Origin of the sequence: Pseudomonas sp. RL_105y_Pfl2_101 (assembly GCF_963970585.1) — a bacterium.
In the GTDB taxonomy this organism is placed as follows: Bacteria; Pseudomonadota; Gammaproteobacteria; order Pseudomonadales; family Pseudomonadaceae; genus Aquipseudomonas.
This window is the reverse complement of sequence record NZ_CAXAPG010000001.1, coordinates 79518-105473: the sequence shown is the minus strand read 5'-3', so window position 1 is coordinate 105473 and position 25956 is coordinate 79518. Positions and strand designations below refer to the sequence as shown.

27 protein-coding genes are annotated in these 25956 nt (G+C 63.0%); 4 read left to right on the top strand and 23 right to left on the bottom strand.

The annotated features are described in order from the left end of the window. Window positions 1–4: 4 nt before the first annotated feature. The 23 genes from AACY31_RS00460 to AACY31_RS00350 form a co-directional block, all read right to left on the bottom strand. Entirely contained in the window at window positions 5–538 is a 534-nt protein-coding gene (locus tag AACY31_RS00460; RefSeq protein ID WP_339478462.1) for a GNAT family N-acetyltransferase, read from the bottom strand. 9 nt (window positions 539–547) lie between these two features. Next, window positions 548–850, bottom strand: coding sequence for an urease subunit gamma (gene ureA / locus AACY31_RS00455; protein WP_003197350.1), 303 nt, complete (start codon window positions 848–850; stop codon window positions 548–550). 151 nt (window positions 851–1001) lie between these two features. Next, entirely contained in the window at window positions 1002–1853 is an 852-nt protein-coding gene (locus AACY31_RS00450) for an urease accessory protein UreD (RefSeq protein WP_339478466.1), read from the bottom strand. Window positions 1854–1883: 30 nt separating this feature from the next. Then, window positions 1884–2582 carry an urea ABC transporter ATP-binding subunit UrtE gene (gene urtE / locus AACY31_RS00445; RefSeq protein ID WP_339503637.1) on the bottom strand — a complete coding sequence of 233 codons (699 nt, stop codon included), beginning with the start codon at window positions 2580–2582 and terminating at the stop codon, window positions 1884–1886. Between the two features lie 132 nt (window positions 2583–2714). Then, on the bottom strand, window positions 2715–3575 hold the full coding sequence (gene urtD, locus AACY31_RS00440; RefSeq protein WP_339478470.1) for an urea ABC transporter ATP-binding protein UrtD: 861 nt from the start codon (window positions 3573–3575) through the stop codon (window positions 2715–2717). Beyond that, window positions 3572–4651 carry an urea ABC transporter permease subunit UrtC gene (urtC, locus tag AACY31_RS00435; RefSeq protein WP_339491242.1) on the bottom strand — a complete coding sequence of 360 codons (1080 nt, stop codon included), beginning with the start codon at window positions 4649–4651 and terminating at the stop codon, window positions 3572–3574. Before urtC ends, urtD begins: the two co-directional genes overlap by 4 nt. Further along, the gene (urtB, locus tag AACY31_RS00430; protein WP_339478473.1) at window positions 4651–6153 is read right to left on the bottom strand and encodes an urea ABC transporter permease subunit UrtB; all 1503 of its coding nucleotides are present in this window, start codon (window positions 6151–6153) and stop codon (window positions 4651–4653) included. The genes urtC and urtB overlap by 1 nt, the downstream gene beginning before the upstream one ends. Window positions 6154–6253: 100 nt before the next feature. Beyond that, window positions 6254–7519, bottom strand: a complete 1266-nt coding sequence (gene urtA / locus AACY31_RS00425; RefSeq protein WP_339478474.1) for an urea ABC transporter substrate-binding protein — start codon at window positions 7517–7519, stop codon at window positions 6254–6256. A gap of 410 nt (window positions 7520–7929) precedes the next feature. Continuing rightward, window positions 7930–8940 carry a FecCD family ABC transporter permease gene (locus AACY31_RS00420; RefSeq protein WP_339478476.1) on the bottom strand — a complete coding sequence of 337 codons (1011 nt, stop codon included), beginning with the start codon at window positions 8938–8940 and terminating at the stop codon, window positions 7930–7932. Continuing rightward, window positions 8937–9884, bottom strand: coding sequence for an ABC transporter substrate-binding protein (locus AACY31_RS00415; RefSeq protein ID WP_339478477.1), 948 nt, complete (start codon window positions 9882–9884; stop codon window positions 8937–8939). The genes AACY31_RS00420 and AACY31_RS00415 overlap by 4 nt, the downstream gene beginning before the upstream one ends. Next, window positions 9881–10669 (bottom strand): ABC transporter ATP-binding protein, encoded by a 789-nt coding sequence (locus AACY31_RS00410; RefSeq protein WP_339478479.1) that lies wholly within the window; start codon window positions 10667–10669, stop codon window positions 9881–9883. The genes AACY31_RS00415 and AACY31_RS00410 overlap by 4 nt, the downstream gene beginning before the upstream one ends. A gap of 141 nt (window positions 10670–10810) precedes the next feature. Continuing rightward, the gene (locus AACY31_RS00405) at window positions 10811–12190 is read right to left on the bottom strand and encodes a PepSY-associated TM helix domain-containing protein (protein WP_339478481.1); all 1380 of its coding nucleotides are present in this window, start codon (window positions 12188–12190) and stop codon (window positions 10811–10813) included. Between the two features lie 161 nt (window positions 12191–12351). Then, on the bottom strand, window positions 12352–14478 hold the full coding sequence (locus AACY31_RS00400; protein WP_339491245.1) for a TonB-dependent copper receptor: 2127 nt from the start codon (window positions 14476–14478) through the stop codon (window positions 12352–12354). 83 nt (window positions 14479–14561) lie between these two features. Then, on the bottom strand, window positions 14562–14945 hold the full coding sequence (locus AACY31_RS00395; protein ID WP_339478485.1) for a DUF2946 domain-containing protein: 384 nt from the start codon (window positions 14943–14945) through the stop codon (window positions 14562–14564). 39 nt (window positions 14946–14984) lie between these two features. Then, window positions 14985–15464 (bottom strand): copper chaperone PCu(A)C, encoded by a 480-nt coding sequence (locus AACY31_RS00390; RefSeq protein ID WP_339478486.1) that lies wholly within the window; start codon window positions 15462–15464, stop codon window positions 14985–14987. A 45-nt stretch (window positions 15465–15509) separates the two neighbouring features. Next, on the bottom strand, window positions 15510–15908 hold the full coding sequence (locus AACY31_RS00385) for a DUF2946 domain-containing protein (protein WP_339478487.1): 399 nt from the start codon (window positions 15906–15908) through the stop codon (window positions 15510–15512). 221 nt (window positions 15909–16129) lie between these two features. Next, window positions 16130–16420, bottom strand: a complete 291-nt coding sequence (locus AACY31_RS00380) for an addiction module antidote protein (protein WP_024617344.1) — start codon at window positions 16418–16420, stop codon at window positions 16130–16132. A gap of 3 nt (window positions 16421–16423) precedes the next feature. After that, window positions 16424–16726, bottom strand: coding sequence for a type II toxin-antitoxin system RelE/ParE family toxin (locus tag AACY31_RS00375; protein WP_310366832.1), 303 nt, complete (start codon window positions 16724–16726; stop codon window positions 16424–16426). 192 nt (window positions 16727–16918) lie between these two features. Then, entirely contained in the window at window positions 16919–17647 is a 729-nt protein-coding gene (locus tag AACY31_RS00370) for a cobalt-precorrin-6A reductase (RefSeq protein ID WP_339478491.1), read from the bottom strand. Beyond that, window positions 17644–18741, bottom strand: coding sequence for a cobalt-precorrin-5B (C(1))-methyltransferase (locus tag AACY31_RS00365; protein WP_339478492.1), 1098 nt, complete (start codon window positions 18739–18741; stop codon window positions 17644–17646). Before AACY31_RS00365 ends, AACY31_RS00370 begins: the two co-directional genes overlap by 4 nt. Further along, window positions 18734–19945 carry a precorrin-6y C5,15-methyltransferase (decarboxylating) subunit CbiE gene (gene cbiE / locus AACY31_RS00360; RefSeq protein WP_339503635.1) on the bottom strand — a complete coding sequence of 404 codons (1212 nt, stop codon included), beginning with the start codon at window positions 19943–19945 and terminating at the stop codon, window positions 18734–18736. The genes AACY31_RS00365 and cbiE overlap by 8 nt, the downstream gene beginning before the upstream one ends. Window positions 19946–20063: 118 nt before the next feature. Continuing rightward, window positions 20064–20966, bottom strand: coding sequence for a zeta toxin family protein (locus AACY31_RS00355; RefSeq protein WP_339503633.1), 903 nt, complete (start codon window positions 20964–20966; stop codon window positions 20064–20066). A gap of 156 nt (window positions 20967–21122) precedes the next feature. Beyond that, complete coding sequence (locus AACY31_RS00350) at window positions 21123–21314, bottom strand: hypothetical protein (protein WP_339478496.1); 192 nt, start codon at window positions 21312–21314, stop codon at window positions 21123–21125. Between the two features lie 47 nt (window positions 21315–21361). Here AACY31_RS00350 and cobG point away from each other — a divergent pair, with 47 nt between their 5' ends. The 4 genes from cobG to cobJ are packed head-to-tail and all read left to right on the top strand — an operon-like array spanning window position 21362 to window position 25731. Beyond that, entirely contained in the window at window positions 21362–22681 is a 1320-nt protein-coding gene (gene cobG, locus AACY31_RS00345; RefSeq protein WP_339478497.1) for a precorrin-3B synthase, read from the top strand. Next, window positions 22674–23300, top strand: a complete 627-nt coding sequence (locus AACY31_RS00340) for a precorrin-8X methylmutase (protein ID WP_339478498.1) — start codon at window positions 22674–22676, stop codon at window positions 23298–23300. The genes cobG and AACY31_RS00340 overlap by 8 nt, the downstream gene beginning before the upstream one ends. After that, entirely contained in the window at window positions 23300–24031 is a 732-nt protein-coding gene (locus AACY31_RS00335; RefSeq protein WP_339478605.1) for a precorrin-2 C(20)-methyltransferase, read from the top strand. The genes AACY31_RS00340 and AACY31_RS00335 overlap by 1 nt, the downstream gene beginning before the upstream one ends. Beyond that, window positions 24031–25731, top strand: coding sequence for a precorrin-3B C(17)-methyltransferase (gene cobJ, locus AACY31_RS00330; protein ID WP_339503812.1), 1701 nt, complete (start codon window positions 24031–24033; stop codon window positions 25729–25731). Before AACY31_RS00335 ends, cobJ begins: the two co-directional genes overlap by 1 nt. Window positions 25732–25956 lie beyond the last annotated feature (225 nt).

Genomic DNA, 25956 nt, shown 5'->3' with positions numbered 1-25956 from the left:
CTTTTCACTCCTTGTTGACGGCAGGCGGTAGCGCCCCGGGATTGAGGATCAACTGCATGAAAGTCAGGTCCAGCCAGCGGCCGAACTTGGTACCCACCTGGGGCATCTGCCCGGTGGTGACGAAACCGGCCCGCTCGTGCAGGCGGATCGACGCCGTGTTGCCGCTTTCGATGGCGGCGACCATGACGTGTTTGCCGCAGGCCCCGGCCCGCTCGATCAGTGCATTCATCAACAGCGGGCCGAGACCATTGCCGCGCTGGTCGCTGCGCACGTAGACCGAATGCTCCACGGTGTGCCGGTAACCATCGAAGGGGCGCCAGTCGCCGAACGAGGCATAGCCGAGCACGTTTTCATCGGCATCGACGATCACCAGTACCGGGTAACCCTGGGATTGCCGGGCGCTGAGCCAGGCTTGGCGATTGCCCAGGTCCACCGCCTGTTCGTTCCAGATCGCCGTGGTATTGAGGGCGGCGTCGTTGTAGATGTCGCGGATCGCTGGCAGGTCCGGGTGTTGGCCGTCACGAACGTGGGGAGTCATGGCACGGCCTCAGGCGATGGGCTGGTGGACGGTGACCAGTTTGGTACCGTCGGGAAACGTCGCCTCGACCTGAATCTCGGGGATCATTTCCGGGATACCTTCCATCACCTGCTCGCGGCTCAGCAGCGTGGTGCCGTAGTGCATCAGCTCGGCGACGGTCTGGCCGTCACGGGCGCCTTCGAGCAGGGCCGCGGAAATATAGGCCATGGCCTCCGGGTAGTTGAGCTTCAGGCCACGGGCCAACCGTCGTTCGGCGACGAGGCCGGCGGTGAAGATCAGCAGCTTGTCTTTTTCGCGTGGAGTCAGGTCCATGTGCAATCCATAAGGGCAGATAAAAATTACAGATCCTTGAATACAGCCCCTGTGGGAGCGAGCCTGCTTGCGATAGCGGTGTGTCAGTCAACATGTAGGGTGAATGTTCCATTGCTATCGCGAGCAGGCTCGCTCCCACAGAAAAGCAGATTCAGGTACTCCAGATTCTCGGTGGTACGGCCTCTCGCCCCAGCATTGCCGGGCGTAGTAGTCGCCACAATTCAATCAACCACCCCCGCGCCAGCAACGCCTCGCTCGCCAGGCAGCGGGCCACGACCAGGCCGGGCAATTGGGTCAGGTCGCCGCGCACGGCATGGCCCAGGGATCGGCAACGTTCCAGCAGTTCGCTGTCGATCTCGCCGGTCACCAGCAACGTGGCAAACACCGGGTCACCGCCCAGCCCGATGGGCGAGTCGAGCAACCCATCACCGCCCACAATGCGCTGGCGTTCATGCCACAGCAACTGGCCGTCGCGGCGAATGTCCAACCGTGACTGAAAGTGCCCCAGGTCGAACCGCTCGCCGCTGGCCGGTCGGCCGAGGGCAACCATGTCCCAGTAGAACAGGCGCCCGTCGCCTTGCAGGTCGATGCAAGTGCTGAGTTCGGCCCGGGCCGCGCTGAAGACGATGGTTTCCTGGGGCAGCCATTCCAGGGTCGCGCCCGGGGCCACGCTCAGGCTCAACTGCTGGTACGCCGGGCCGGCGGCGCGATACCACTTGGCCGCGCCGGGGCTGGTCAACTGCGCCCAGGCGCCAGGGCCGACGTGGGCCGAGATGTCCAGTCGGTCACCGCCGGCAATCCCGCCGGGCGGGTGGACGATGATGTGCTGGCACACTTCGGGCCCTTCGGCGTACAAGTGCTTCTGCACCCGCAGCGGGCCTTTATGGCGGCGCTGTACCGGGCGCGTGCAATCGCCGAATCGGGCGTAACCCAATTCCAGCTCGGCATGCCAGCTGGGGCTGAACAGGGCCGAAGGTGCCAATGAAGAGACAGGTAGATTCATGATTTCTGATTATCGTCAGGACGCTAAAGACTAGATCGTAACCAGCCCGCGCACACCCTCGGTTTCCATATTTTCTCCACGGCCCTGCTGCACGATCTCGCCCCGGGACATCACCAGGTACTGATCGGCCAGCTCGGCGGCGAAGTCGTAGAATTGCTCTACCAGCAAAATCGCCATGTCGCCCCGGGCCGCCAGTTTCTTGATCACCACGCCGATCTCCTTGATCACCGAGGGCTGGATGCCTTCGGTGGGCTCGTCGAGAATCAGCAGGCGTGGACGGCTGGCCAGCGCCCGGCCAATGGCGAGCTGCTGTTGCTGGCCGCCAGACAGGTCACCGCCATGCCGCTGTTTCATTTGCAGCAGCACCGGGAACAATTCGTAGATAAACGCCGGCACCTCCTTGGCTTCGGAGCCGGGAAACCGCGACAGGCCCATCAGCAGGTTTTCTTCCACGGTCAGCCTTCCGAAAATCTCCCGGCCCTGGGGCACGTAGGCAATGCCGGCATGCACCCGTTGGTGTGGCTTGAACGCGGTGATGGGCTTGCCTTCCCAATTCACCGCACCTTCCTTGGCCGGCAACAGCCCCATCAGGCATTTGAGCAGGGTGGTCTTGCCCACGCCGTTGCGCCCCAACAGGCACGTCACCTCGCCGACCTTGGCGTCGAACGACAGGCCCCGCAGGATGTGGCTACCGCCGTAGTACTGGTGCAGCTTGTCGACTTGCAGCATCTCCAAATCTCCTAGAACCCCTGTGGGAGCGAGCCTGCTCGCGATAGCGGTGGGTCAGCTTGCATTGTTGTCGAATGTGCCGCCGTCATCGCGAGCAGGCTCGCTCCCACATAAAAGCCAACTTCTATCGCCTCAGCGACCGAGATACACCTCGATCACCCGCTCATTTTCCTGCACCTGTTCCAGCGACCCTTCTGCCAGCACGCTGCCCTGGTGCAGCACGGTGACGTGGTCGGCAATCGCGCCGACAAAGCCCATGTCGTGTTCCACCACCATCAGCGAATGCTTGCCCGCCAAGGACTTGAACAGCTCGGCGGTGAAGTCGGTCTCGGCGTCGGTCATGCCCGCCACCGGCTCGTCGAGCAGCAGCAATTGCGGGTCTTGTACCAGCAGCATGCCAATCTCCAGGAACTGCTTTTGCCCGTGGGACAGCAGCCCCGCAGCGCGGTTGACCGAGGGGGTGAGGCGGATGGTCTCGAGCACTTCGTTGATACGGTCGTGTTGCTGTCCAGTGAGTTTTGCCCGCAGGCTGGCCCACACCGACTTGTCGGTCTTGAGCGCCAGCTCCAAGTTCTCGAACACGCTCAACGCTTCGAACACCGTGGGCTTCTGGAACTTGCGGCCGATGCCGGCCTGGGCGATCGCCACTTCGCTCATGCTGGTCAGATCCAGGGTTTCGCCGAACCAGGCCTTGCCGTGGCTGGGCCGGGTCTTGCCGGTGATCACGTCCATCAGGGTGGTCTTGCCGGCGCCGTTGGGGCCGATGATGCAGCGCAATTCGCCGACGCCGATGTACAGGTTCAAAGCGTTCAAAGCCTTGAAGCCGTCGAAACTGACGCTGATGTCTTCCAGGGTCAGGATGGTGCCGTGGCGGGTATTCAGGCCCACGCCGGCGGCTTGGCCGAGGCCGATGGCGTCGCGACTGCTGCCCTGGTCTTTGTTGGGTTCAAGGATGGGTTCGAGCATGAAGTCGGCCGTCGGGGTGATTCTCATTGTCCGCCTCTCTTTTTTAGCAAGCCGATCACACCTTTCGGTAGATACAGCGTCACAACGATGAACAGTGCTCCGAGGAAGAACAGCCAATATTCAGGAAACGCCACGGTGAACCAGCTCTTCATGCCATTGACCACGCCGGCGCCCAGCAGCGGCCCGATCAGCGTGCCGCGTCCACCGAGGGCGACCCACACAGCGGCCTCGATGGAGTTGGTCGGCGACATTTCGCTGGGGTTGATGATGCCCACCTGCGGCACGTACAACGCCCCGGCCAGGCCACACAGCACCGCACTCAACACCCAGACGAACAGCTTGAAACCTCGGGGATCGTAGCCGCAGAACATCAGGCGGTTTTCCGCGTCACGCAGGGCCGTCAGCACCCGGCCAAACTTGCTGCGGGCCAGACGCCAGCCGATGAACAGGCTCGCCACCAGCAACACCACAGTGGCGAAAAACAGCACCGCCCGGGTGCCCGGCTCGGTGATGCCAAAGCCCAGGATCGAGCGGAAATTGGTAAAGCCGTTGTTGCCGCCAAAGCCGGTTTCGTTGCGGAAAAACAGGAGCATTCCGGCGAAGGTCAGGGCCTGGGTCATGATCGAGAAATACACGCCCTTGATCCGCGAGCGGAAGGCGAAGAAACCGAATACCAGCGCCAGCAAGCCCGGCGCCAGCACCACCAGGCACATCGCCCAGAGGAAGCGGTCGGTGCCGGCCCAGTACCAGGGCAACTCGGTCCACGACAAGAAGGTCATGAACGCCGGCAAGCCATCGCCGGCAGTCTGGCGCATCAGGTACATGCCCATGGCGTAGCCGCCCAGGGCGAAGAACAGGCCGTGGCCCAGGGAGAGCAAGCCGGCGTAGCCCCAGACCAGGTCCAGTGCCAGGGCGACGATGGCGTAGCAGAGAATTTTGCCCACCAGGGTCAGGGTGTAGGCCGAGACATGCAGCGGATTGTCCGCCGGCAACAGTGACAGCAACGGCAGGCTCAGCAGCACGGCCAGGATCACCGTGCCGACGACGAGGGTGACTTTGGGGCCGGCCTTTTGCGTGGCCGTGAGCATCAGGGGCTGGTTCATCAGTCGATTACCCGTCCTTTGAGCGCGAAGAGGCCTTGCGGACGCTTCTGGATGAACAGAATGATCAGCGCGAGGATCAGGATCTTGCCGAGCACGGCGCCGATCTGTGGTTCTAGGATCTTGTTGGCGATACCCAGGCCGAACGCGGCGAACACGCTACCGGCCAACTGGCCGACGCCGCCGAGCACCACCACCAGGAACGAGTCGATGATGTAGCTCTGGCCCAGGTCCGGACCGACGTTGCCAATCTGGCTCAAGGCCACGCCGCCCAACCCGGCGATGCCCGAGCCGAGGCCGAAGGCGAGCATGTCCACCCGCCCGGTGGGCACGCCGCAGCAGGCGGCCATGTTGCGGTTCTGGGTGACGGCGCGCACGTTCAGGCCCAGGCGGGTCTTGTTCAGCAGCAGCCAGGTCAGCACCACCACGAACAGCGCGAAGGCAATGATCACGATGCGGTTGTACGGCAGCACCAGGTTCGGTAACACCTGGATCCCGCCCGACAACCAGGCCGGATTGGCGACTTCGACGTTCTGCGCGCCGAATACCAGGCGCACCAGTTGGATCAACATCAGGCTGATGCCCCAGGTGGCGAGCAGGGTTTCCAGTGGGCGCCCATAGAGGTGACGAATCACCGTGCGCTCCAGGGCCATGCCGATGGCGGCGGTGATGAAAAATGCCACCGGCAGGGCGATCAGCGGATAGAACTCGATGGCGTTCGGGGCGAAGCGCTGGAACAGCAGCTGCACCACATAAGTGGAGTAGGCGCCCAGCATGAGCATCTCGCCGTGGGCCATGTTGATCACCCCCAGCAGGCCGAAGGTGATCGCCAGGCCGAGGGCGGCGAGCAGCAGGATCGAACCCAGGGACATGCCGCTGAAGGCTTGGCCCAGCAACTCGCCCACCAAGAGTTTGCGTTTGACCTGGCTGAGGCTGGTTTCAGCCGCGGTGCGCACAGCGGCATCGGTTTCGACGCCGGGTTCGAGCAAACCTTCCAGGCGCGTGCGGGCCAGTGGATCGCCGGTTTCCCCCAGCAGGCGGACGGCGGCCAGGCGCACGTTCGGGTTGCTGTCCACCAGTTGCAGGTTCGCCAGCGCCAGGCTCAGAGCGGCATGCACGTCTTCGTCCTGCTCGCCGGCCAGTTGCCGATCGAGAAGGGTCAGTTGCGCGGGGCGCGCGCTTTTTTGCAGTTGCTGCGCCGCACCCAGGCGTACGCGGGCATCGACGGCGAGCAGTTGATGGCTGGCGAGGGTGTTTTCGATCAGCCCGCGCAAGCGGTTGTTCAGGCGCAGGGTCTTGGGTTGACCCTCGACGGTCAACTGGCCCTGTTGCAGGGCGTTGATCAGTTCAACGCGCTCAGGCTCCGGCTGCGCGGCCCAGCTTTCCAGGAGTTTGGCCTGCTGGGTCGGGTTGGCGGCGACGAAGTCTTCGGCGTCGCCGGCGTGGGCCTCCAGTGGCAACAGCAGCACCAGGGCGAGGATGAGGCGGTAAAGGGCGGTGGGCATATTGTTGGCCTTGCGCAAACTTTCTTTTGTGGGAGCGAGCCTGCTCGTTCCCACAAGGGGTGGGTGTTGACCCCTAGACCCAGGGCCGACACCCATGGGCTCAGTTGCTCTTCACCGCATAGTCGGGCTTCTTGTCGTTGCCGGCGATGAACGGGCTCCACGGTTGCGCGCGGATCGGGCCTTCGGTCTGCCAGACCACGTTGAACTGACCGTCGGCCTGGATCTCGCCGATCATCACTGGCTTGTGCAGGTGATGGTTGGTCTTGTCCATGGTCAGGGTGTAGCCCGATGGTGCGGCGAAGGTCTGGCCGGCCAGGGCTTCGCGGACTTTGTCGACGTCGGTGGACTGGGCTTTTTCCACTGCTTGCGCCCACATGTGGATGCCGACATAAGTGGCTTCCATCGGGTCGTTGGTCACTGCTTTATCAGCGCCTGGCAAGTTCTTGGTCTTGGCGTAGGCTTTCCAGGCGTCGACGAATGTCTTGTTTGCCGGGTTATCCAAGGATTCGAAGTAGTTCCACGCCGCCAGGTTGCCTACCAGTGGCTTGGTGTCGATGCCGCGCAGTTCCTCTTCGCCCACCGAGAACGCCACAACCGGTACGTCGGTGGCTTTCAGGCCCTGGTTCGCCAGTTCTTTATAGAACGGTACGTTGGAGTCGCCGTTGACCGTGGAAATGACTGCGGTCTTGCCACCAGCCGAGAACTTCTTGATGTTGGCGACGATGGTCTGGTAATCGCTGTGACCGAACGGGGTGTAGACCTCTTCGATGTCCTTGTCTGCCACACCTTTGGAGTGCAGGAACGAGCGCAGGATCTTGTTGGTGGTGCGCGGGTAGACGTAGTCGGTGCCCAGCAGGAAATAGCGCTTGGCGCTGCCGCCTTCCTCACTCATCAGGTATTCCACCGCCGGAATCGCCTGCTGGTTCGGTGCTGCACCGGTGTAGAAGACGTTTGGCGACATCTCTTCGCCTTCGTATTGCACCGGGTAGAACAGCAGCCCATTGAGCTCTTCGAACACCGGCAGCACGGATTTACGCGACACCGACGTCCAGCAGCCGAACACCACGGCGACCTTGTCCTGGGTCAGCAACTGGCGGCCCTTTTCGGCGAACAACGGCCAGTTCGACGCCGGGTCCACGACCACTGCTTCAAGCTGCTTGCCGTTGACCCCACCCTTGGCGTTGATCTCATCAATGGTCATTAACGCCATGTCCTTGAGGGACGTCTCGGAGATCGCCATGGTGCCGGACAGCGAATGCAGGATGCCGACCTTGATGGTCTCGGCGGCCTGGACGGTCCAGGTCATGCCCATCGCGGCAATGCTTGCCGAGAGTGTAAAAGCCTTGATCAAGCTACGACGCTTCATTGTGCGATCTCCGTGGTCTTTTGAGTTTTTTTCGAGGGCAGATGCAAACGCTGAAAGCGCTTTTGCAAGGGGTGTGCCCGGTCGGGGGAAGGCTTTGAAATGCGGGGTTGGCGCGGGGGGGTGAGGGCGCGAATGCACCATGAGTGAACGCGATGCGGGGGCTGGTGCGAGGAGGAGCGCCACATTAGTGCGTGCGCGAAGAGCTGGGATACGTTGCTTGTGAATACCAACCTGTGGCGAGGGAGCTTGCTCCCGCTGGGCTGCGCCCGTAGGCGCTGTCGAGTGCAACGAGGCTGCGATCTTTCCCCAGACACTTGAGTCTCAAGCGAAAGATCAGAAGATCGCAGACTTTGCCAGCTCCAGGACCCAGCGGGAGCAAGCGCTCTCCCACGGATGGTGTGCCTCTGCGTCTATCGGCGGCGCATCAGGCCGATGAAGAACAGCCCGCCAATGGCCGCGGTAGCGACACCAATCGGCAAGTCTTCCGGGGCGATCAACGTCCGCGCCGCGACGTCCACCCACACCAGGAACAGGCTGCCAAGCAGCACGCAGGCCGGCAGCAACCGACGATGCTCGGCGCCCACCAGGCGCCGGGCAATGTGCGGCACCATCAGCCCGACAAAACCAATCGAGCCGCTGATGGACACCAGCACGCCGGTCATCAGCGAGGCGATCAAGAAGATCCACAACCGCACCTTCGCCGCGTTCAGGCCCAGGGTCACGGCGGTCTGTTCGCCGGCCATCAGCGCGTTCAGCGGCCGGGCCATGCCGAGCAGCAACACCAGCCCCAGCACCACACTGGCCGCTGGCACCACCAGCAGTTCCCAGCGGGCCAGGCCCAGGCCGCCGAGCATCCAGAACATCACCGCTGAACTGGCGCGATGGTCACCGAGGAACAACAACAGGTTGGCGGCCGCCATCATCACGAAGGACACCGCCACGCCGCACAGCAACAGGCGATCACTTTCCAGACGACCCTGGCGGGCAGCGATGGTCAGCACCAGCAGCATGCTCAGCAGCGCACCGATGAACGCCGCCAGCGGCAGGGTCAGCAGGCCGACGATCTCGCCGACATGCAGCACCACGATGACCGCTCCCAGAGTCGCGCCGGACGTGACGCCCAGCAAGTGCGGATCGGCCAGCGGGTTGCGCGTGACCGCTTGCAGCACCGCACCGATCAACGCCAGCCCCGCGCCGACCAAGGCACCGAGCAACAGCCGCGGTACGCGGATCAGCCAGACGATATGCTCCTGGCCCGGCGTCCAATGGACCTCGCCCACCCCGAAGGCCTTGTTCAGCAGAATGTCCCAGACCACGGCCACCGGCACCCGCGCCGGCCCGAAGCCCAGGGACACCACGCACGACACCAGCAGCAGTGCGCCGAGGAGTGTCAGCAGGGCGCCGTAGCGACGACCGTTCATTGGCGGTGAAAACCCCGCGCCAGGGTTTGCACCGCCAGCACGTTATCGATGCCCGGCGTGGCCTGTACGTAGGGAATCACAATGAAGCGCCGTTGCTGGATCGCCTCCACCGATTGCAGGGCCGGGTTGTTCAACAGAAATTGTTGCTTCTGCTCGGCGCTGACTTCGCCGTAATCGACAATCACGATGACTTGCGGGTTGCGCTCGACCACGTTCTCCCAGTTCACCCGGGTCCAACTGGTTTCCACGTCATCAAGGATGTTGCGCCCACCGGCCGCGTCGATCAGGGCCTGGGGCATGCCCAGGCGCCCGGAGGTCATGGCGCGGTCTTCGCCGCTGTCGTACAGAAACACACGGAGTTGATCGGGCGGCAGGTGTTTGCGCACTTCGGCCACCTGGGCTTGCATCGTGGCAATCAGCGCGTTGGCGCGATCCTGCACGTCGAAGATCTTCCCGAGGTTGCGCAGGTCGTTGTAGGTGTCCTCCAGCGAGGCCGCTGGACGCTTCATCACGAACGCGCAGGATTCGGTCAGTTCGTAGACATTGATGCCCAGCGGTTGCAGGGTCTGCGGGGTCAGGTCGCCGCCCACCCGCATGCCGTAGTCCCAGCCGGCGAAGAAGAAATCGACGTTGGCATTGAGCAGGGTTTCCACCGAGGGGTATTTGGCGGCCAGTTCCGGCAGGCCATCGAGGATCTTCGCCATCTCGGGCGTCACCGACTTCCAGCCGCTGATGCCGCTGTAGCCGACCATGTGCGGTTTGAGGCCCAAGGCGAGCATCATCTGGGTCATGTTGATGTCGTGGCTGACAGCGTGCCGAGGCGCCTCGTTGAACACCACTTGGCGATTGCAGCTTTGGATCGTCAACGGGTAGTGGGTGGCTTCGGCCAAGGCGTGGGCACTGCCCAGCAGCAGGGGCAGCAACAGCAGGGAACGCAAGGTCATGGTTGGGTTATCCAGGTGATTCGTGGGTAGCCGGACAGCGGGTGTTCATCCACCAGGGCTTCGATGCCGAACACCTCGCGCAACAGCTCGACGGTGAGGACGTCCTTGGGCGTGCCGCTGGCGACGATGCGCCCGTGTTCGATCACGTACAGGCGGTCGCAGAAGGCGGCGGCCAGGTTCAGGTCGTGGAGGCTGGCGAGAGTGCCGATGCCCAGGCCCTTGATCAGTTGCAGCAATTGCAATTGATAGTGGGGGTCGAGGTGGTTGGTCGGCTCGTCGAGGATCAGCAACTGCGGTTGCTGGGCCAGGGCGCGGGCGAGGATCACCCGTTGCTTCTCACCGCCTGAGAGGGTGGCGAAGGCATGGTCGCCAAAGCCTGCAAGCCCGGCCGATTCCAGTGCCTGGCGCACCAGCCGACGGTCCTCGTGATTGTCGCCGTCGAACAGGCCTTTGTGGGGCGTGCGGCCCATGGCGACCACTTCCTCGACCGTCAGGCCGAAGGCGTTGGGAAACTCTTGCAGGACCACGGCGATGCGTTGGGCGCACCAGCGCGAGGACTGTTTCCAAACGTTGTGATGCTCGAGTTTGACCTCGCCACTTTCTGGCCGGCTGAAGCGATAGGCGCAACGCAACAGGCTGGTCTTGCCACTGCCGTTGGGCCCGATCAACCCGACAAACTCTCCGGCTGCCACCCGCAACGTCACGTCACGCAGCTGAAACTGGTGATGACAGTGGCCATGGCCCAGGGGCGTCCAGGCGAGGTGGGAGAGGGTTAGGGAGGGCATGCATTTACTCAAATTAATGGATCGACACACAGCCCCTGTGGGAGCGAGCAGGCTCGCTCCCACAGTTTGAACTGTGTTCGTGGTTTGGAAAGCGGGCGCGATTGTAGGGGGTTCGCACCGCCTTCCGTTAGCGCACTGTCTTCAGTTTGAAGATGAGGCAATCTCAGGCTGGCGATTGAAACGGGTGACGAGGCGATCCAGCAAGCCCATCACCAGCAGCGAAGCCCCCACCAACGGAAACACCACTGCCAGGGCCAGCATGATGAACACCCCGGCCTTCCAGGTCGGCAGGTCGTGACGCAGCGGCGGTACGCCGAACTTGCCCTCTGGCCGGCGCTTCCACCAGATCACCAAGCCACTGACGGCGCTGAGTAGGATCATCAGGCAGATCAGCAGCACAATGATCTGGTTCAGCGGGCCGAACATCTTGCCTTCGTGCAGCATTACGCCGGTTTCGGTGGCGCGGGCGACGACGCTGTAGTGCGCCCAACGCACATCGGCCAGGACCTTGCCGGTGTACTGGTCCACGTGCAGGGTGGCGTCGTTTCGTGGGTCATCGGCGAACACGGCGACGGTGAACACGCCGCTGGCCGTGGTCGGCAGGGTGATGCTGTAGCCGGGCGTGACCTGGCGCTCGGTGGCGATGTCCTGCACCGCTTGCAGGCTGACAGTCGGGACGGCGGGCCCTTCGTGCATGCCGCCGTGGCCCATGTGCTCGGCATGGTCGCCGGACGTCGGCATCGGCGTGTTTTCCACAGCCCATGGCACGGTCTGGCGGTGGGCGTTGTTGAGGCTGCCGGCCTCGACATCGGACTTGGGCACGTCATTCCACATCGCCGCCGGGAAGCGGTTCCAGAGATTGGCGTATTGCTTGCCCCAGAAGCCGGTCCAGGTCATGCCGCTAAGCAGCATCACCAGCAGCAACGCCGCGCCCCAGAAGCCGACGACGACGTGCAGGTCGCGCCAGAACAGCCGACCGCGTGCACTCCAGCGCGGCCACAGCACGCCGGCCGATGATTGCCCGCGCGGCCACCACAGGTACAGCCCGGAGACCACCAGCACCACGCCCCAGCCGGCGGCCATTTCCACCAAGCGGTCACCGACGGTGCCGATCAGCAATTCGCCGTGGATGGCCCGGGCCATGGCTTGCAGGTTGTTCTTCGCATCCTGCTCGCCGAGGACATCGCCGTGGTACGGGTCGATGAACACGTTCAGTTCCCGGCCCTGGTCGATCACCACGAATTGCGCGCTGCGCTCGGCGTTGACCGGCGGCAGGTACTGTTTGACCTGGCCTTGGGGGTAGGCCTGGCGGACCTGCTTGAGCAGGTCGTCCGCCGCCAGGGTGTGATGCCCGGCCGGCACGTTCAACAGGCTGCCGTACATCAGCGGATCGAGTTGCGGTTTGAACAGGTAAATGATGCCGGTCAGGGCCAGCATCACCATGAACGGCGCCACGAACAGCCCGGCATAAAAATGCCAGCGCCAGGCCAGGTTGTAGAAATTGGGTTTCGGTTGGCTCATTGCAAAGCGCTCCGCAGGGCAAATAGATTGTTATGTTTTGCGGTTGCTGCGCAACCGATCGCGGGCAAGCCTTGCCCCCACAGTATTCGTCATTGCTGTGGAACATGTTGCGTCCCTCAGCAATGGAGTCCCTGTGGGAGCAGGGCTTGCCCGCGATGCTTTTAGAAACTCATATCCACCTTGGTCCAGAGCGTGCGCCCCGGTTCGTTGATGGCCTGCGGGTCACTCGCCGGGTAGCCGAACCCGGCGTTGCCGGCCAGGTTCAGATGTTCGGCGTAGGCTTTGCCAAACAGGTTGTCGACGCCGCTGCTGACCTTCCAGTGCTTATTGATGCGGTAGGCACCGTTGAGGGAGAACACCCCGAACCCGGAGCTTTTGCCGTAGTCCTTGCCCACCACGTTGCCCTTGTTCTCGTCGACCCGGTGCTGCGCCGCCACCACACGCCACAGGGCGCCGGCGCTCCAGCGGTCTTCGCTGTAGGTCAGGCCTAGGCGTGCGTCCAGCGGCGGCATTTGCGCCAGGGCGCTGCCGTCGCTGCTGTTCTTGCCCCAGGCGTAGGCCAGGGTGGCATCGGCCTTCCAGCGCTCGGTCAGCTTGTAGGCTGCGCCCAGCTCACCGCCCATGATCCGTGCATCGATGTTCTCGGCCCGCGAGGTGGTGCCCATCATGCCGGGCGTGTAATCGAACAGGATGTAGTCGCGCACCTGCCCGACATAACCCGACGCCCAGGCTTCGAGGGTTTCGGTCTTGTACTGCAGGCCGAAGTCGAGCTGGGTGGTTTTCTCTGGCTTGATCGCGTCGAAGGCATTCAGCGAGCCGCTGGGGCCGACGTTCGCCGAGAACAGCTCCCAGTAGTCCGGGAAACGTTGCGCGTGACCCACGCCTGCATAGAGGGTGGCGGGGCTGTCGTCCAGGTCGTGTTCGTAGCGGATGAAGCCGCTGGGCAGGGTGTCGGCGCGGGTGTCATCGGCGGTGGGATTGGCGCGCGCCGACATGCCGGAACCGATGCTCTGGCGGTAGTCCTTGGCCGAGGCACGGTCGAGTCGGGCACCGGTGATCACCCTGTCGCGGTCGGCGGCGTACCAGGTCAGTTCGCCGAACACCCCGTAATTGTGGAAGTCGGCGTCCTTGGTGTACGGCAGGTCCTTATAGGTGTCCACGCCCATGCTGCTGCGTTGGCGATGCTCGTTGGTCTGGGCGTCCAGGCCGCTGATCAACTGCACATCGGCCCAGCGCCAGGTGGCCTTGATGCGGGCGCCGAGGGTGCGGCGGTCGACGTTGGAGGCCATGGGCCCGGCCATCATCCCGGTGCCTGACGGCGTGCGCAGTGTGTAGTTGTCCATCACGTGGTCGGCGTAGTTGTAGTAGACCTGGGCCTCGACCTTGTCCAGCACCTCGCCGATGTTCGAGCGTTCGAAACGCAGCCCGAGGCTTTCGCGCTTGAACTGCGAGCCGTCCATGCCACGCCCGGCGTAGCGTGCTTCACCGTCGCCCTTGCCGGCCGTCAACTCCAGCAGGGTATCGGCGTCTGGCGTCCAGCCGAGGGTGACGTCGCCGTTCCACTTGTCATAACGCGACGGCACGGTGTCGTTATTGCCGTCGCGGTAATCGTCCGAATGGGCGGTGTTGCCGATCACCCGTACATAACCCAGCGGCCCACCGGCGGCGGCATCCACCACTTTGTCGAAACGGCCGTTGGAGCCGGCCAGCACACTGGCGTTGATCCGGGTGCCGAGTTCGCCGAACTGTTCCGGCTCGCGCTCGAACAGGACGGTCCCGGCCGATGCGCCGGGGCCCCACAGCACGGTTTGCGGGCCTTTGATAACAGTGAGCTTGTCGTAGGTTTCCGGCGATATGTAGGACGTCGGCGCGTCCATCCGGCCCGGGCAAGCACCCAACAGCATGCTGCCGTTGGTGAGAATGTTCAGCCGTGAGCCGAACATGCCGCGCAACACGGGGTCGCCATTGGTGCCGCCGTTGCGCACCAGGGCAAAGCCAGGAATGGTCTTGAGGTAGTCGCCACCGTCGCTGGCCGGCACCGGTTGGCGCGGGTCCTTGGGGTTGGTGACGACGGTCAGGGGTGAGCTGGGGGCGATGGCGGTGATCACCGTCGGGCTCAGTTCTTCGACCTGATGGTCATGATGCTCTTGCTCGTCGGCCAGCACGAGTGGGGTGAGCAGCAGGCCGCAGAGGGCGGCGATGGTTTGGCGCAAACGAACCCGTGGCTCGTTCAGGGGGCAGCGCACCTGGGCGGAGCCCAACGCGATGCCAGCAGAAAACCTGGACATGATGATTCCATCGAACAAACGTAGACGACACGGTCGGGCAGCCTGGGGCTGTCTTGTGCGACCGGGTGAGTTAAGTGTCGGGCTTACGCGTCGAGGGGCGGTGCGCGGGTGCGGGCACCCGGGAAGAACGCCGGCCAGGCATGGCCCAGGCGTGGGGAAAGGCTGGTGTAGGTGTTGGTGTGGGGGGTGTCAAAGACGGCGAAGGTGTGACCGCCAGGCAGCGCGGGGCAATTGAACAGCAGGCTGCAATAACCGCATTTTTCCCAAAGCGCATGATGTTCGCTCTGGGGCGGGCAGTATTCGGCTGCCGGCGCCTCGTGCACCGACATGTCCATGGACACAGGCATGGACATGCGCTGACCCATCGGCATCGACTGGGAAATCAGCGGACCGACAAAGATCATCAGCATGGCGAACAGACTGATCCAGCTGCCGCGTGTCAGGCTCAGGGGCTGGCGGCGGGGCATGGATGGCCTGGCGCGAAGGGTGGGCACGGGCGACTACGTCTACTGGGCGTGCATGTGTGTCTTGGTGCCGTCGGGTGCTTTTTTCTGCACCGCGATGTTGACCGTGACATCCCCCGCTTTTTCGAAATGCAGGGTCATGGCAAAGCGTTTGCCATCGCTGAGCAGGCTGCGGTCCTTCAGGTCCAGCAGCATCACGTGATACGCCATCGGCGCGAAGGTGACGGTCGCACCGGGGGCGATCTCCACCACGGGCACCGGTTGCATTTTCATCAGGTCGTTTTGCATCACATGCTCATGGAGCTCGGCCTTGCCGGCAATCGGCGAGTCGACGCTGAGCAGCTTGTCGGCGCTCGTGCCGCCGTTGTGAATCACGAAATACGCGGCCACGGTCGGTGCGTTGGGCGGCAACTCCTGGGACCACGGATGGGCGATCTCAAGTTCGCCCACCTTGTATTGGTGAGCTTGGGCGAAGCCGAGGGGAAGCAATAGGGCAGCCAGCAGGATAAGTCTGTTCAACATGGCGATTCTCCGGAACGATTCAGGGCGCAGGTGTGTGCGGAAGAATCAGGCCAGAGGCGAGGCGCGAGGATTGAGACTGGGCCATTGCTGGCGTGGCGTGGGGCTGTCGAGCTTGGAATGGACGGCGGCACGATGGTCCAACTGTGCATCCAGATACAACTGCGGGACGTGCCCGGCGAGCGCCACCAACGGCGCCGGCCCTGAGCAGCACCAGCAATGCTGCATAGTCGAGTGATTGTCTTTCTGTGGCGTGCCCTGTTCGAGCTTGCCCAAGGATATCGCCACCATTTTCGTGCCGCTGGACGAGCAGAAACTGCCCCACAGCAGTTGTTCGGCCGGCGAATTGGCCATCGCGCCAGCGCTGTTGGAAAGCGGCATGGCAAGCATATTGAACAGCACTGCGAAGCAGGCGATCCAGGCAAATGCAAGCCGTTGTCGGGACATGGGGCAATCCGCTCGGTTGGGCGATCAGGTGGCGGTATTTAGCCTGATCGGGGTTGAGAAGTAAAAAGGCCACGTGCGGTGTAGGGTCGCAGGGCTGGTGTTAACAGTAGCAACAGATCTTCGAGTGAGTGCTTTTGTGGCGAGGGAGCAAGTTCCCTCGTCGTGTGTTTTTGATCAATCGGTATTCAATCACTCCAATACAGGAGGGAAGGGAACCTCTGTCAAATGGCCGTCGCATGTAACCTCAAGCCCAAAGCTTTCATGACTTTCATGATAGTTGTGAACTCCGGATTGCCCGTACTTCCCAGTGCTTTGTAAAGACTCTCTCGCCCCAGGCCTGCATCACGAGCAATCTGCGTCATGCCCTTTGCCCTGGCAATATCGTTAAGAGCTGCTCGAACCAGTACGCCGTCACCCGCATCCTCTTCAAAACAGGCATCCAGATAAGCGGCCATTTCCTCAGGCGTCTTGAGGTAAGTGGCTGCATCGAAACGTGTGAATTCTTCAGTCATGATTCACTCCTCATTACCCATGGTTTGCGCCATTTGAACAGCGCGTGCGATATCCCGTTTCTGAGTCGATTTGTCACCTCCCACAAGCAGCAAATAAAGCACGGAGCCTTGACGGGAGAAGTACACTCTGTAGCCCGGACCCGAGTGAATACGCATCTCATACACTGCGTTACCCACCGGTTCGCAATCACCAAAATTTCCATGCTCTGCCGATCGGAGCCTGGCAATGATGCGAGCTTTCCCAGCAATGTCCTTCAACCCGTTAAGCCAGCTTGAGAATACTCGGGACTGTTCAAGTTCGATCATTCGGATCGTATTCCTTGGGATACACATTGGCAAGCAGCACTTTCCTCGGCACGAGACGGGTCGCTCATGCTTAATGACTGCCAGGTGCTGCGGTGGGTATTAAGGAGCGGAACTATAGAATTGAACGTCTTGGACGAAACAGCCGGCTTCGTCTTGAAAACTTGTCAGAAATGTCGCGCGAATGTGCTGAATTCAGAACCCGTTTTGTACGGATAAAGCGTCCAGCATTTCATTGATCTCTCCAAACTCCCTATCCACCCCCATCAACACCGGCCGCTTCAACACCAACACCGGCACCCCTCGCTCCCGCGCCACCTCCAGTTTCGGCTCGGTAGCCGTGCTGCCGCTGTTCTTGCTCACCAGCACATCGATCTGCCGCCGTTCGAACAGTTCGCGTTCACCGTCAATGTGAAACGGCCCACGGGCCCCAATCACTTCGCAGCGCTCATTGCCGGGGTAAACGTCCAGGGCACGCAGGGTCCAGAATTGCTCTGGTGGGATTTCATGCAGATGTTGCAGGGGTTCGCGACCGAGAGTAAACAGGGGGCGGTGGAAGGGTCGCAGGGCCTGGATCAGTTCGCTCCAGTCGGCCACTTCGCGCCAGTCATCGCCGGCCTGGGGCTGCCACGCCGGGCGGCGTAGGGCCCAGCAGGGGATGGCGCAGGCGCGGGCGGCGTGGGCGGCGTTTTGGCTGATCTGGGCGGCGTAGGGGTGGGTGGCGTCCAGCAGCAGGTCGATACCCTCGGCGCGGATGAAGTGCGCCAACCCTTCGGCGCCGCCATAGCCGCCGACGCGGACCTGGCAGGTCAAGTCGGTGGGGACGCGGCCGATGCCGGCCAGGCTGTAGATGTGTTGTGGACCGAGGGTGCGGGCGATGGCCAGGGCTTCGGTGACGCCACCGAGCAGCAGGATACGTTTCATAACAAGGCTCCGGCGTGGCCGACAATCCCGCCTTGGCGGTCGATGGCGAAGACCTCGACCTGGACCTGGGCCGGCACCACGCTGCGAGCGAAGGCCAGGGCGTGTGCGCACACCTCGTCGCCGAGGGCGATGCCGGCGGCGCTGGCCATGGCCAAGGCCTGTTGGCTGGTGTTGGCTTCTCGGATGCCCTGCTGCAAAACCTCATCGGCACCGATGGCGGCGGCCCACTCGGCCAACTGTGGCAGGTCAATGCTCGAGTGACGGCTGTGCAGGTCCATGTGGCCGGCGGCGAGTTTGCTGATTTTGCCAAAGCCGCCGCAGAGACTGAGCTTTTCCACCGGGACCTTGCGCACATGCTTGAGCACGGCGCCGACGAAGTCGCCCATTTCGATCAGGGCGATTTCCGGCAGGTTGTAGACCCGGCGCATGGTGTCTTCGCTGGCATTGCCGGTGCAGGCGGCGATGTGCAGGTAGCCGTTGGTTTTCGCCACGTCGATGCCCTGGTGGATCGAGGCAATGTAGGCCGCGCAGGAGAATGGCCGGACGATGCCGCTGGTGCCAAGGATCGACAGGCCGCCAAGAATCCCCAGGCGTGGATTCATGGTTTTCAGCGCCAGGGCTTCGCCGCCCTCGACATTGACCGTGACTTCGAAACCGCCGGCATAACCGCTGTCCTCGGCCAGCCGACCCAGGTGGTCGTTGATCATTTTGCGCGGCACCGGGTTGATCGCCGGCTCACCGACGTTCAGCACCAACCCCGGTCGCGTCACCGTGCCAACGCCGCGACCAGCGACGAAACGTACACCGGGCTCGGCGATCAAGCGCACGTGGGAAAACAACAGGGCGCCGTGGGTCACGTCCGGGTCATCGCCCGCGTCCTTGATCGTCCCGGCTTCGGCGCCTTGTTCGGTCAGCCGGCAGAACTCCAGGCGCATCTGCACCTGCTTGCCCTTGGGCAGGACGATATCCACGGCATCGGCTTCGATGCCGCGCAGCAGTAATCGAGCGGCTGCCAGGCTGGTGGCCGTGGCGCAACTGCCGGTGGTCAGGCCGCTGCGCAGGGGCGCGGGTTGTTCGGCGGTTTCGTCACGCATCGAGAGGTTTCGTCAGGTCCAGCAGGGTGATCGGCAAGGCCTGGCGCCAAGTGTCGAACTCGCCCAAGGGCTGGGCCTGGGCGATGTGGATGCGGGTCAGTTCACCGCCGTGGCGTTCGCGCCAGTGCATCAGGGTCGTTTCGCTTTGCAGGGTCACGGCGTTGGCGACCAGCCGACCGCCGGGCTTGAGTCGGGCCCAGCAGGCGTCGAGCACGCCTTCGCGGGTGACGCCGCCGCCGATGAACACCGCGTCCGGACGCTCCAGGTGCTCCAACGCCCGTGGGGCTTTGCCGCGAATCAGTTGCAAGCCGGGCACGCCGAGGGTGTCGCGGTTGCGTTCGATCAAGCCTTGGCGGCCTTCGTCGGCTTCGATGGCCAGGGCCCGGCAACTGGGGTGGGTGCGCATCCATTCGATGCCGATGGAGCCGCTGCCGGCACCGACATCCCAGAGCAACTCGCCGGGCATCGGGGCGAGGCGGGCGAGGGTGATGGCGCGCACGTCACGTTTGGTCAACTGGCCGTCATGTTCGAACGCGGTGTCTGGCAAACCGGCCAGGCGTGACAGGCGCGCTGTGGACGGTTCGGCGCGGCATTCGATGGCGATCAGGTTCAGGTCGGCGCCGCTCGGGTCGGACCATTGTGTCGCCGTACTTTCGATCCGTCGTTCTGCCGCACCGCCCAGGTGTTCCAGGACGGTCATGGGGCTGGGGCCGAAGCCGCGCTCGCGCAGTAGCGTCGCCACGGCGGCAGGGCTGTGGCGGTCATTGCTCAGCAGCAATAGCCTGACGCCTGTGGATAAATGCACATTGAGCGCTGCCAGGGGGCGCGCTACCAGCGACAGCGTGACCACGTCTTGCAACGGCCAGCCCATGCGTGCTGCGGCCAGCGAGCAGGAGGATGGCGCGGGGATGACCAGCATCTGATCGCTCGGCACCTGTTTAGCCAGGCTGGCGCCCACGCCATAGAACATCGGATCGCCGCTGGCCAGCACGCACACCGGTTCACTCCGTCGCGCCAGCAGCGGCTCAAGGGAGAACGGGCTGGGCCACAGTTCCCGTTGGCCGCGGATGCACAGTGGTAGCAGCACCAGTTGCCGGTCGCTGCCGACAATGCGTGACGCCCGCAGCAAGGCATGGCGGGCCGTTCGGCCCAGGCCCTTGAAGCCGTCTTCACCGATGCCCACTACGGTCAGCCAGGGGGTCATCTCTGTTCCTCGAATAGATGGGGTTGATCGACAGGCGTGTTACAGCCGCGAACCGGGCCGCCATCATACCGTGCCCTTGGGTTAAGGCGCGAACCTGAGGGCACGGGTTTGGTTGGGGTTATCGGTACACATACCTGAGGATATAGCTGTAAAGATCGTGATAGAGGGAGTCGGGCATCGGTGTAGTCAATGTCTGAGTCGCGAGCAGTGCCCGGTGACATTCCTTTACCATTTCCTCGCGGTCCTTCAATTCATAGATAGGACGACGGGTGGTTGTTTGGAAAAGGCTTGCATAGTTTTGCTGGTCCCCTGCAATGGTCAAGGTTCCTTCCGTATCTTTGGTATAGGTGCTCTGCGCGCGCAAAGGTCGTTCTTTGAACGCACCAAACCCACGCTCATAAAAATAGAATGTCGAACCGCTAACTGCTTGAGCGGCCGCCTCCAGAGCCGGAAGTGCCGCTATTGCATGGTCTAGGCTGGCGTCGAGCATTGGCACCGTGACGAACCTCTCCAATTCACCTGCTTGAATGTTTTTGAAGGCTCTCTTGATGCTCGATAAATGGGCGAAATCTTTACAGCAGGCGACGATGTGCGTTTCGAACTGATAACCAGCCGCTGTTGCCGATGGAGGGAAAGCTGCGAAACCCTGACTGTCGAAGGCTGCCTCCATGATGATGTTGTATTTTTGGGTGAACGCCCTCTCGAAGATCTTCTTGCCGATGTCCCGAATGAACGCTTCGGTGTGCTCGTAAGCGTGCAGAACACCGTGTTCTATGAGTCTCGCGTAACGGGGATGTTTTTCTCGGTATTCGGGCAGGTACAGCCGAACATAATTGTCGTAGCGCCCGGAGGGCAGCAGACTTCTTTCCAACAGGTAGCTCTTACCCGAGCTTTGCAGGCCTGCGACGACGAGAATCTTGGGTACCGGCTCGGCGGTGACGTCTTTGAACAGCGTGAGAGCGATGTCATCAAACGCCGTTGTGAGTTCTTGTTCGGTGTAGTTGTTTGAGTTTTCTGACATATCTCGATTTCCTTATCGATGATGAAGTAACTGACTGCCTTATGAATAAAGCGGAGTTTCTCTGTTTGTTCAAAGGTGCTTTTGTGTCGATGTATGTGGTTGTTTGGTAAAGAAAAAATTCTTACGTCGGTCGGGTGGATGATCCGCCCGGGATACTCAGTCATCTTCAAATCCTATGGGGATTTGCGTGCTCGCGATGGCCGCGTCACTTTCGACATCATTTTGTTCTGGCAGACCGCTATCGCGAGCAAGCTCCCACATGGGAATTTGCGGTGCGCAGGGGATTTGTGTGCCGGCTCTCAGCAATCCGACCGGTAAGCTTTTCATGACCCCCGGCAAAGCAGGCATAATGGCGGTCCTTCGCCGATGCGGCGTTTCTTATTTGCGGTTTGCCCTTGAACGAACGTCCATCCTCCAACGTTGTACGCCCCTCCGGTTGCCCGGGGTTGCTGCGTGTCGTCCAGGCGTTGGACGGGGGGATCTGTCGGATCAAGCTCGATGGCGGTGCCATCTTGGCGGATCAGGCCTACGTCGTGGCGGCGGTGGCCGAGCGGTTTGCCGGCGGCGTGATCGAGGCGACCAACCGGGCCAATCTGCAAATCCGCGGGATCGGTCCCGAACACGAAGCGCTGATCCAGCCATTGCTGGCCGCCGGGCTTGGCCCGCGCAAGCCGGCCGGCGATGACGTGCGCAACCTGATGCTCAGCCCTACGGCCGGGGTCGACCGACAGATGCTGTTCGACACTCGCCCGTTGGCGGCGCAGATCCTCTTCACCCTGCAAACCCATGAGCGCTTCCCTGAGTTGTCGGCCAAGTTCGCCGTGCAACTGGACGCAGGGGAAGCGTTAGCGATGCTCGAACATCACCACGACCTGTGGTTGTCGGCCCTGGTCCGTGATGGCGAGCCTTGGCTGGCCTTCGGCTTGGCCGGTTCACCCTTGGATAAACCGGCGGGCAGGGTGCCGTTGGCCCAGGGGCATGCCTTGGTGGTGGCGGTGCTGGAACTGTTCCTCGACCTGGCCCGCCCGGACCAGAACCGCATGCGTCACTTGTTGGCTGAAATTCCCGCCGATGAGTTCATGACCCGATTGGCCCGTCGCGTGCCGCTGCAAACTTGCCTGGATTGGCGGCGGGACGGGTCCATCGACGGACTGTACATCGGCGTTCATCCCCAGCACGACGACCGCGTCTACGTCGGCGCGGCGGTGCCCCTGGGGCGGCTCAATGCGGTCATGCTGCGGGGGGCGGCGCAACTGGCGCGGGAAAAGGGCGACGCGAGCCTGCGTTTCAGCCCTTGGCAAAGCCTGCTGCTGCCCAACGTGCGCCGCGAGGAGGCCGACGAAGTGCTGGCGCGGCTTGAAGGGTTGGGCCTGTTGTGTTCGTTCGATCAGCCCCTGGCGCAACTCATCGCCTGCACCGGCGTCAGTGGCTGCGGCAAAGCCCTGGCCGACACCAAGACCGATGCCCGTCAATTGGCCGAACTGCTGCAACGCCAGGGCCAGACCCTGAAAATCCATCTGTCGGGCTGCCCGCGTTCCTGCGCGGCAGCCCATATCGCGCCCATCACCTTGCTGGCGGTCGCCCCCGGTCGTTATGACCTGTATTTTCGCGATGCCACGCTGCCGGGTTTCGGCGCGTTGCAGGCACACAATCTGACTATTGAAGCGCTCGGCCACTGGCTCGACGCGCGCCCCCGGAGCCCCCTTGATGCTTGATTACATTCGCGACGGTCAGGAGATCTATCGCCACTCCTTCGCGATCATCCGCGCCGAAGCCAACCTGGCGCGCATTCCGGCCGACCTGGAGAAACTCGCGGTGCGGGTGATCCACGCCTGCGGCATGGTCGAGGCCATCGATGGCTTGCAGTTTTCCGAGGGCGCGGGCACGGCCGGGCGCCAGGCGCTGGCCGCCGGTGCGCCGATTCTGTGCGATGCGCGGATGGTCTGCGAAGGCGTGACCCGGGCGCGTCTGCCGGCCAACAATCAGGTGATCTGCACCTTGCGCGACGAGGGTGTGCCGGCATTGGCCCTGGAACTGGGCAACACCCGTTCGGCGGCGGCGCTGGAGCTGTGGCGCCCGCACCTGGAAGGCAGCGTGGTGGTCATCGGCAACGCGCCGACCGCGCTGTTCTACCTGCTGGAGATGCTCGATGCCGGCGCGCCGAAACCGGCATTGATCCTCGGTTTTCCGGTGGGCTTCGTCGGTGCCGCTGAGTCCAAGGCGATGCTGGCGGCCAACAGCCGCGGCGTGCCGTTCGTGATCATGCAAGGCCGCCTGGGCGGCAGCGCCATGGCCGCCGCTGCCGTCAACGCCCTCGCTACGGAGATTGAATGATGCAGCAGCCTGGACGTCTGATCGGCCTCGGCGTGGGCCCCGGTGACCCGGAACTGATTACGGTCAAGGCCCTGCGCCTGCTGCGCGAATCGCCGGTGGTGGCGTACTTCGTCGCCAAGGGCAAGAAGGGCAATGCCTTCGGCATTATCGAGGCCCATTTGCAGGACGCGCAGACGTTGCTGCCGCTGGTCTATCCGGTCACCACCGAAGCGCTGCCGGCGCCGCTGTCCTATGAACAGGTGATCGCCGACTTCTACGACACCGCCGCCGAGCAGTTGGCCGTGCACCTGGATGCCGGTCGCGATGTGGCCGTGATCTGCGAGGGCGATCCGTTTTTCTACGGCTCCTACATGTACCTGCACGATCGCCTGGCCGAGCGCTATGAGGCCCAAGTCATTCCCGGCGTGTGCTCGATGCTGGGTGGGGCCTCGGTGCTCGGTGCGCCGCTGGTCTATCGCAACCAGAGCCTGTCGGTGCTCTCCGGCGTCCTGCCCCACGACGATCTCAAGCGTCGCCTGGCCGACGCCGATGCGGCGGTGATCATGAAGCTGGGGCGCAATTTCCCCAAGGTTCGCCAAGTGCTTCAGGAACTGGGCATGGACGCACGGGCGCTGTACGTCGAGCGGGCGACCATGGCCAACCAGAAAATCGTGCCGTTGGATGAAGTCGAGCCGATGTCTTCGCCGTACTTCTCGCTGATCATCGTCCCAGGCGAACGGTGGCAGGGATGATGGCCGCCAAGGCGCCGGCCATCGTCATCCTCGGCCCGGGCAGCCTGGCAACGGCCCGACGGATCCAGCAGCGCTATCCCGACGCCTTGATCCACGGCCTGGCCGGAAGGGTCGAGGGCGCGGATCGCCAATACCTCGAGTTCGGCGCGACGTTGCGCGAGCTCTACCAACACAATACGCCGATCATTGTCCTGTGCGCGGCCGGCATCGTCATCCGCACCCTGGCGCCGTTGTTGCTGGAAAAGGGCGTCGAGCCACCGGTGCTGGCGGTGGCCGAGGATGGTAGCGCCGTGGTGCCGCTGCTGGGCGGCCTGGGTGGGGTCAACGTCATGGCCCGGGAGATCGCGGCAACGCTGCAAGTAGCGCCGGCGATTACCACCAGCGGCGAATTGCGTTTCGGCACCTGCCTGCTCAATCCGCCAAGCGGCTACAGCCTTGGCGACCTCGAGCAGGGCAAGCGCTTCGTCTCCGACTTGTTGGCCGGTGAACCGGTGCGCATCGAAGGTGCGGCGCCGTGGTTGGATCAGGCGCAGTTGCCGCAAGACCCGCAGGCGCGGCGCACGATCCACGTTGGCCATGCCGAGCGTGAGGCGAGCGCCCATGAATTGCTGATTTATCCGCGCAGTGTCGCGGTGGTGGTGAGCGCCGAGATGGCTGACCTGCCGGGTGCCGTTCGTGCGGCTTTGCAGCAAGCGAAAGTGGCGCTTCAGAGCCTGGCATGCCTGGTGGCGGCGGATACGCTGATGGCCAGTGTGGCCTTGCGTGAAGCGGCGCTGGAGCTCGGGGTGGCGCTGCGCTTTGTGGCGATGACCGGCGATGCCGCAGCGTTGGCGCGCAGTTTTGTACCGGGGGCGAACATTATTTCGACAACGGATAATCTGGCCATCGCCGTTGCCGCGCTGCCCTTGGATGTGGCCCAAATCGGTCGCCCGCGCGGACGCCTGGCGGTGATCGGCCTGGGACCGGGTGCGGCCGAACTGATGGTGCCGGCGGTGAAGGCCGAACTGGCTCGGGCCACCGATGTGCTCGGTTACGAAACCTATGTGCGCATGGCCGGCCCGTTTCGCGACGATCAAGTGCTGCACTGCACCGACAACCGCGAAGAAATGCAGCGTGCCCGACATGCCTTTGAATTGGCCGCGCAAGGCCGTTCGGTGATCGTGGTGTCGTCCGGCGACCCGGGGGTATTCGCCATGGCGGCGGCGGTGCTCGAAGCGTTGCACGAGTCCAGCGATCCGGCCTGGCATCAGGTGGACCTGGAGATCCTGCCCGGTGTGTCCGCCTCCCTCGCCACCGCCGCCCAGGCCGGTGCGCCGTTGGGGCATGACTTCTGCGTGATGTCGCTGTCGGACAATCTCAAGCCCTGGTCGATCATCGAAAAACGCCTGGACCTGGCGGCCGAAGCTGATCTGGCGTTGGCTTTCTACAACCCGATTTCCCGTGCGCGGCCGTGGCAATTGGGGCGTGCGCTGGAGATCGTCGCTCAGCACCGCACGCCGGAGACGCCGGTGGTGTTGGGGCGTGACATCGGTCGTCCGGGCCAGACCCTGCGTGTCACCACGTTAGGGCAACTCACGACCGAGCAGGTGGATATGCGCACCATGGTGCTGATCGGCTCCTCCACAACCTGTGTGTTTGCGCGCGCGACGGGTGGAAACTGGGTGTATACGCCACGCTGGTATGGGCTCAAGCCAGCCTGAACCGCGAAACCGTTCTCTTGCTCACGCTGGGTGTAGGCGCTGCCGAAGGCTGCGATCTTTTGATCTTTCGCTTGAGATTCAAGTGTCTGGGGAAAGATCGCAGCCTCGTTGCACCCGGCAGCTCCTACGGCGTAGCCCAGCGGGAGCTTGCTCGCCACAGGATTCAGGGCCGCGTTTTCGATTCTTTCGCTTTATTTGTCGTGCGTATAAATAAAAGAGCAGGTT

Excerpts from the sequence above, each read along its gene's own strand:
- AACY31_RS00380 (WP_024617344.1), bottom strand. The coding sequence starts at position 16,420 with ATGACTGAAGAATTCACACGTTTCGATGCAGCCACTTACCTCAAGACG.
- AACY31_RS00335 (WP_339478605.1), top strand. The coding sequence starts at position 23,300 with ATGCAGCAGCCTGGACGTCTGATCGGCCTCGGCGTGGGCCCCGGTGAC.
- AACY31_RS00350 (WP_339478496.1), bottom strand. The coding sequence starts at position 21,314 with ATGCCTGCTTTGCCGGGGGTCATGAAAAGCTTACCGGTCGGATTGCTG.
- AACY31_RS00355 (WP_339503633.1), bottom strand. The coding sequence starts at position 20,966 with ATGTCAGAAAACTCAAACAACTACACCGAACAAGAACTCACAACGGCG.
- urtD (WP_339478470.1), bottom strand. The coding sequence starts at position 3,575 with ATGAGAATCACCCCGACGGCCGACTTCATGCTCGAACCCATCCTTGAA.
- AACY31_RS00340 (WP_339478498.1), top strand. The coding sequence starts at position 22,674 with ATGCTTGATTACATTCGCGACGGTCAGGAGATCTATCGCCACTCCTTC.
- urtE (WP_339503637.1), bottom strand. The coding sequence starts at position 2,582 with ATGCTGCAAGTCGACAAGCTGCACCAGTACTACGGCGGTAGCCACATC.
- urtA (WP_339478474.1), bottom strand. The coding sequence starts at position 7,519 with ATGAAGCGTCGTAGCTTGATCAAGGCTTTTACACTCTCGGCAAGCATT.
- AACY31_RS00370 (WP_339478491.1), bottom strand. The coding sequence starts at position 17,647 with ATGAAACGTATCCTGCTGCTCGGTGGCGTCACCGAAGCCCTGGCCATC.
- AACY31_RS00460 (WP_339478462.1), bottom strand. The coding sequence starts at position 538 with ATGACTCCCCACGTTCGTGACGGCCAACACCCGGACCTGCCAGCGATC.
- AACY31_RS00365 (WP_339478492.1), bottom strand. The coding sequence starts at position 18,741 with ATGCGTGACGAAACCGCCGAACAACCCGCGCCCCTGCGCAGCGGCCTG.
- AACY31_RS00410 (WP_339478479.1), bottom strand. The coding sequence starts at position 10,669 with ATGCCCTCCCTAACCCTCTCCCACCTCGCCTGGACGCCCCTGGGCCAT.
- cobJ (WP_339503812.1), top strand. The coding sequence starts at position 24,031 with ATGGCCGCCAAGGCGCCGGCCATCGTCATCCTCGGCCCGGGCAGCCTG.
- AACY31_RS00395 (WP_339478485.1), bottom strand. The coding sequence starts at position 14,945 with ATGCCCCGCCGCCAGCCCCTGAGCCTGACACGCGGCAGCTGGATCAGT.
- AACY31_RS00390 (WP_339478486.1), bottom strand. The coding sequence starts at position 15,464 with ATGTTGAACAGACTTATCCTGCTGGCTGCCCTATTGCTTCCCCTCGGC.
- urtC (WP_339491242.1), bottom strand. The coding sequence starts at position 4,651 with ATGAACCAGCCCCTGATGCTCACGGCCACGCAAAAGGCCGGCCCCAAA.
- AACY31_RS00420 (WP_339478476.1), bottom strand. The coding sequence starts at position 8,940 with ATGAACGGTCGTCGCTACGGCGCCCTGCTGACACTCCTCGGCGCACTG.
- AACY31_RS00415 (WP_339478477.1), bottom strand. The coding sequence starts at position 9,884 with ATGACCTTGCGTTCCCTGCTGTTGCTGCCCCTGCTGCTGGGCAGTGCC.
- AACY31_RS00450 (WP_339478466.1), bottom strand. The coding sequence starts at position 1,853 with ATGAATCTACCTGTCTCTTCATTGGCACCTTCGGCCCTGTTCAGCCCC.
- cbiE (WP_339503635.1), bottom strand. The coding sequence starts at position 19,945 with ATGACCCCCTGGCTGACCGTAGTGGGCATCGGTGAAGACGGCTTCAAG.
- AACY31_RS00375 (WP_310366832.1), bottom strand. The coding sequence starts at position 16,726 with ATGATCGAACTTGAACAGTCCCGAGTATTCTCAAGCTGGCTTAACGGG.
- AACY31_RS00400 (WP_339491245.1), bottom strand. The coding sequence starts at position 14,478 with ATGTCCAGGTTTTCTGCTGGCATCGCGTTGGGCTCCGCCCAGGTGCGC.
- AACY31_RS00405 (WP_339478481.1), bottom strand. The coding sequence starts at position 12,190 with ATGAGCCAACCGAAACCCAATTTCTACAACCTGGCCTGGCGCTGGCAT.
- urtB (WP_339478473.1), bottom strand. The coding sequence starts at position 6,153 with ATGCCCACCGCCCTTTACCGCCTCATCCTCGCCCTGGTGCTGCTGTTG.
- ureA (WP_003197350.1), bottom strand. The coding sequence starts at position 850 with ATGGACCTGACTCCACGCGAAAAAGACAAGCTGCTGATCTTCACCGCC.
- AACY31_RS00385 (WP_339478487.1), bottom strand. The coding sequence starts at position 15,908 with ATGTCCCGACAACGGCTTGCATTTGCCTGGATCGCCTGCTTCGCAGTG.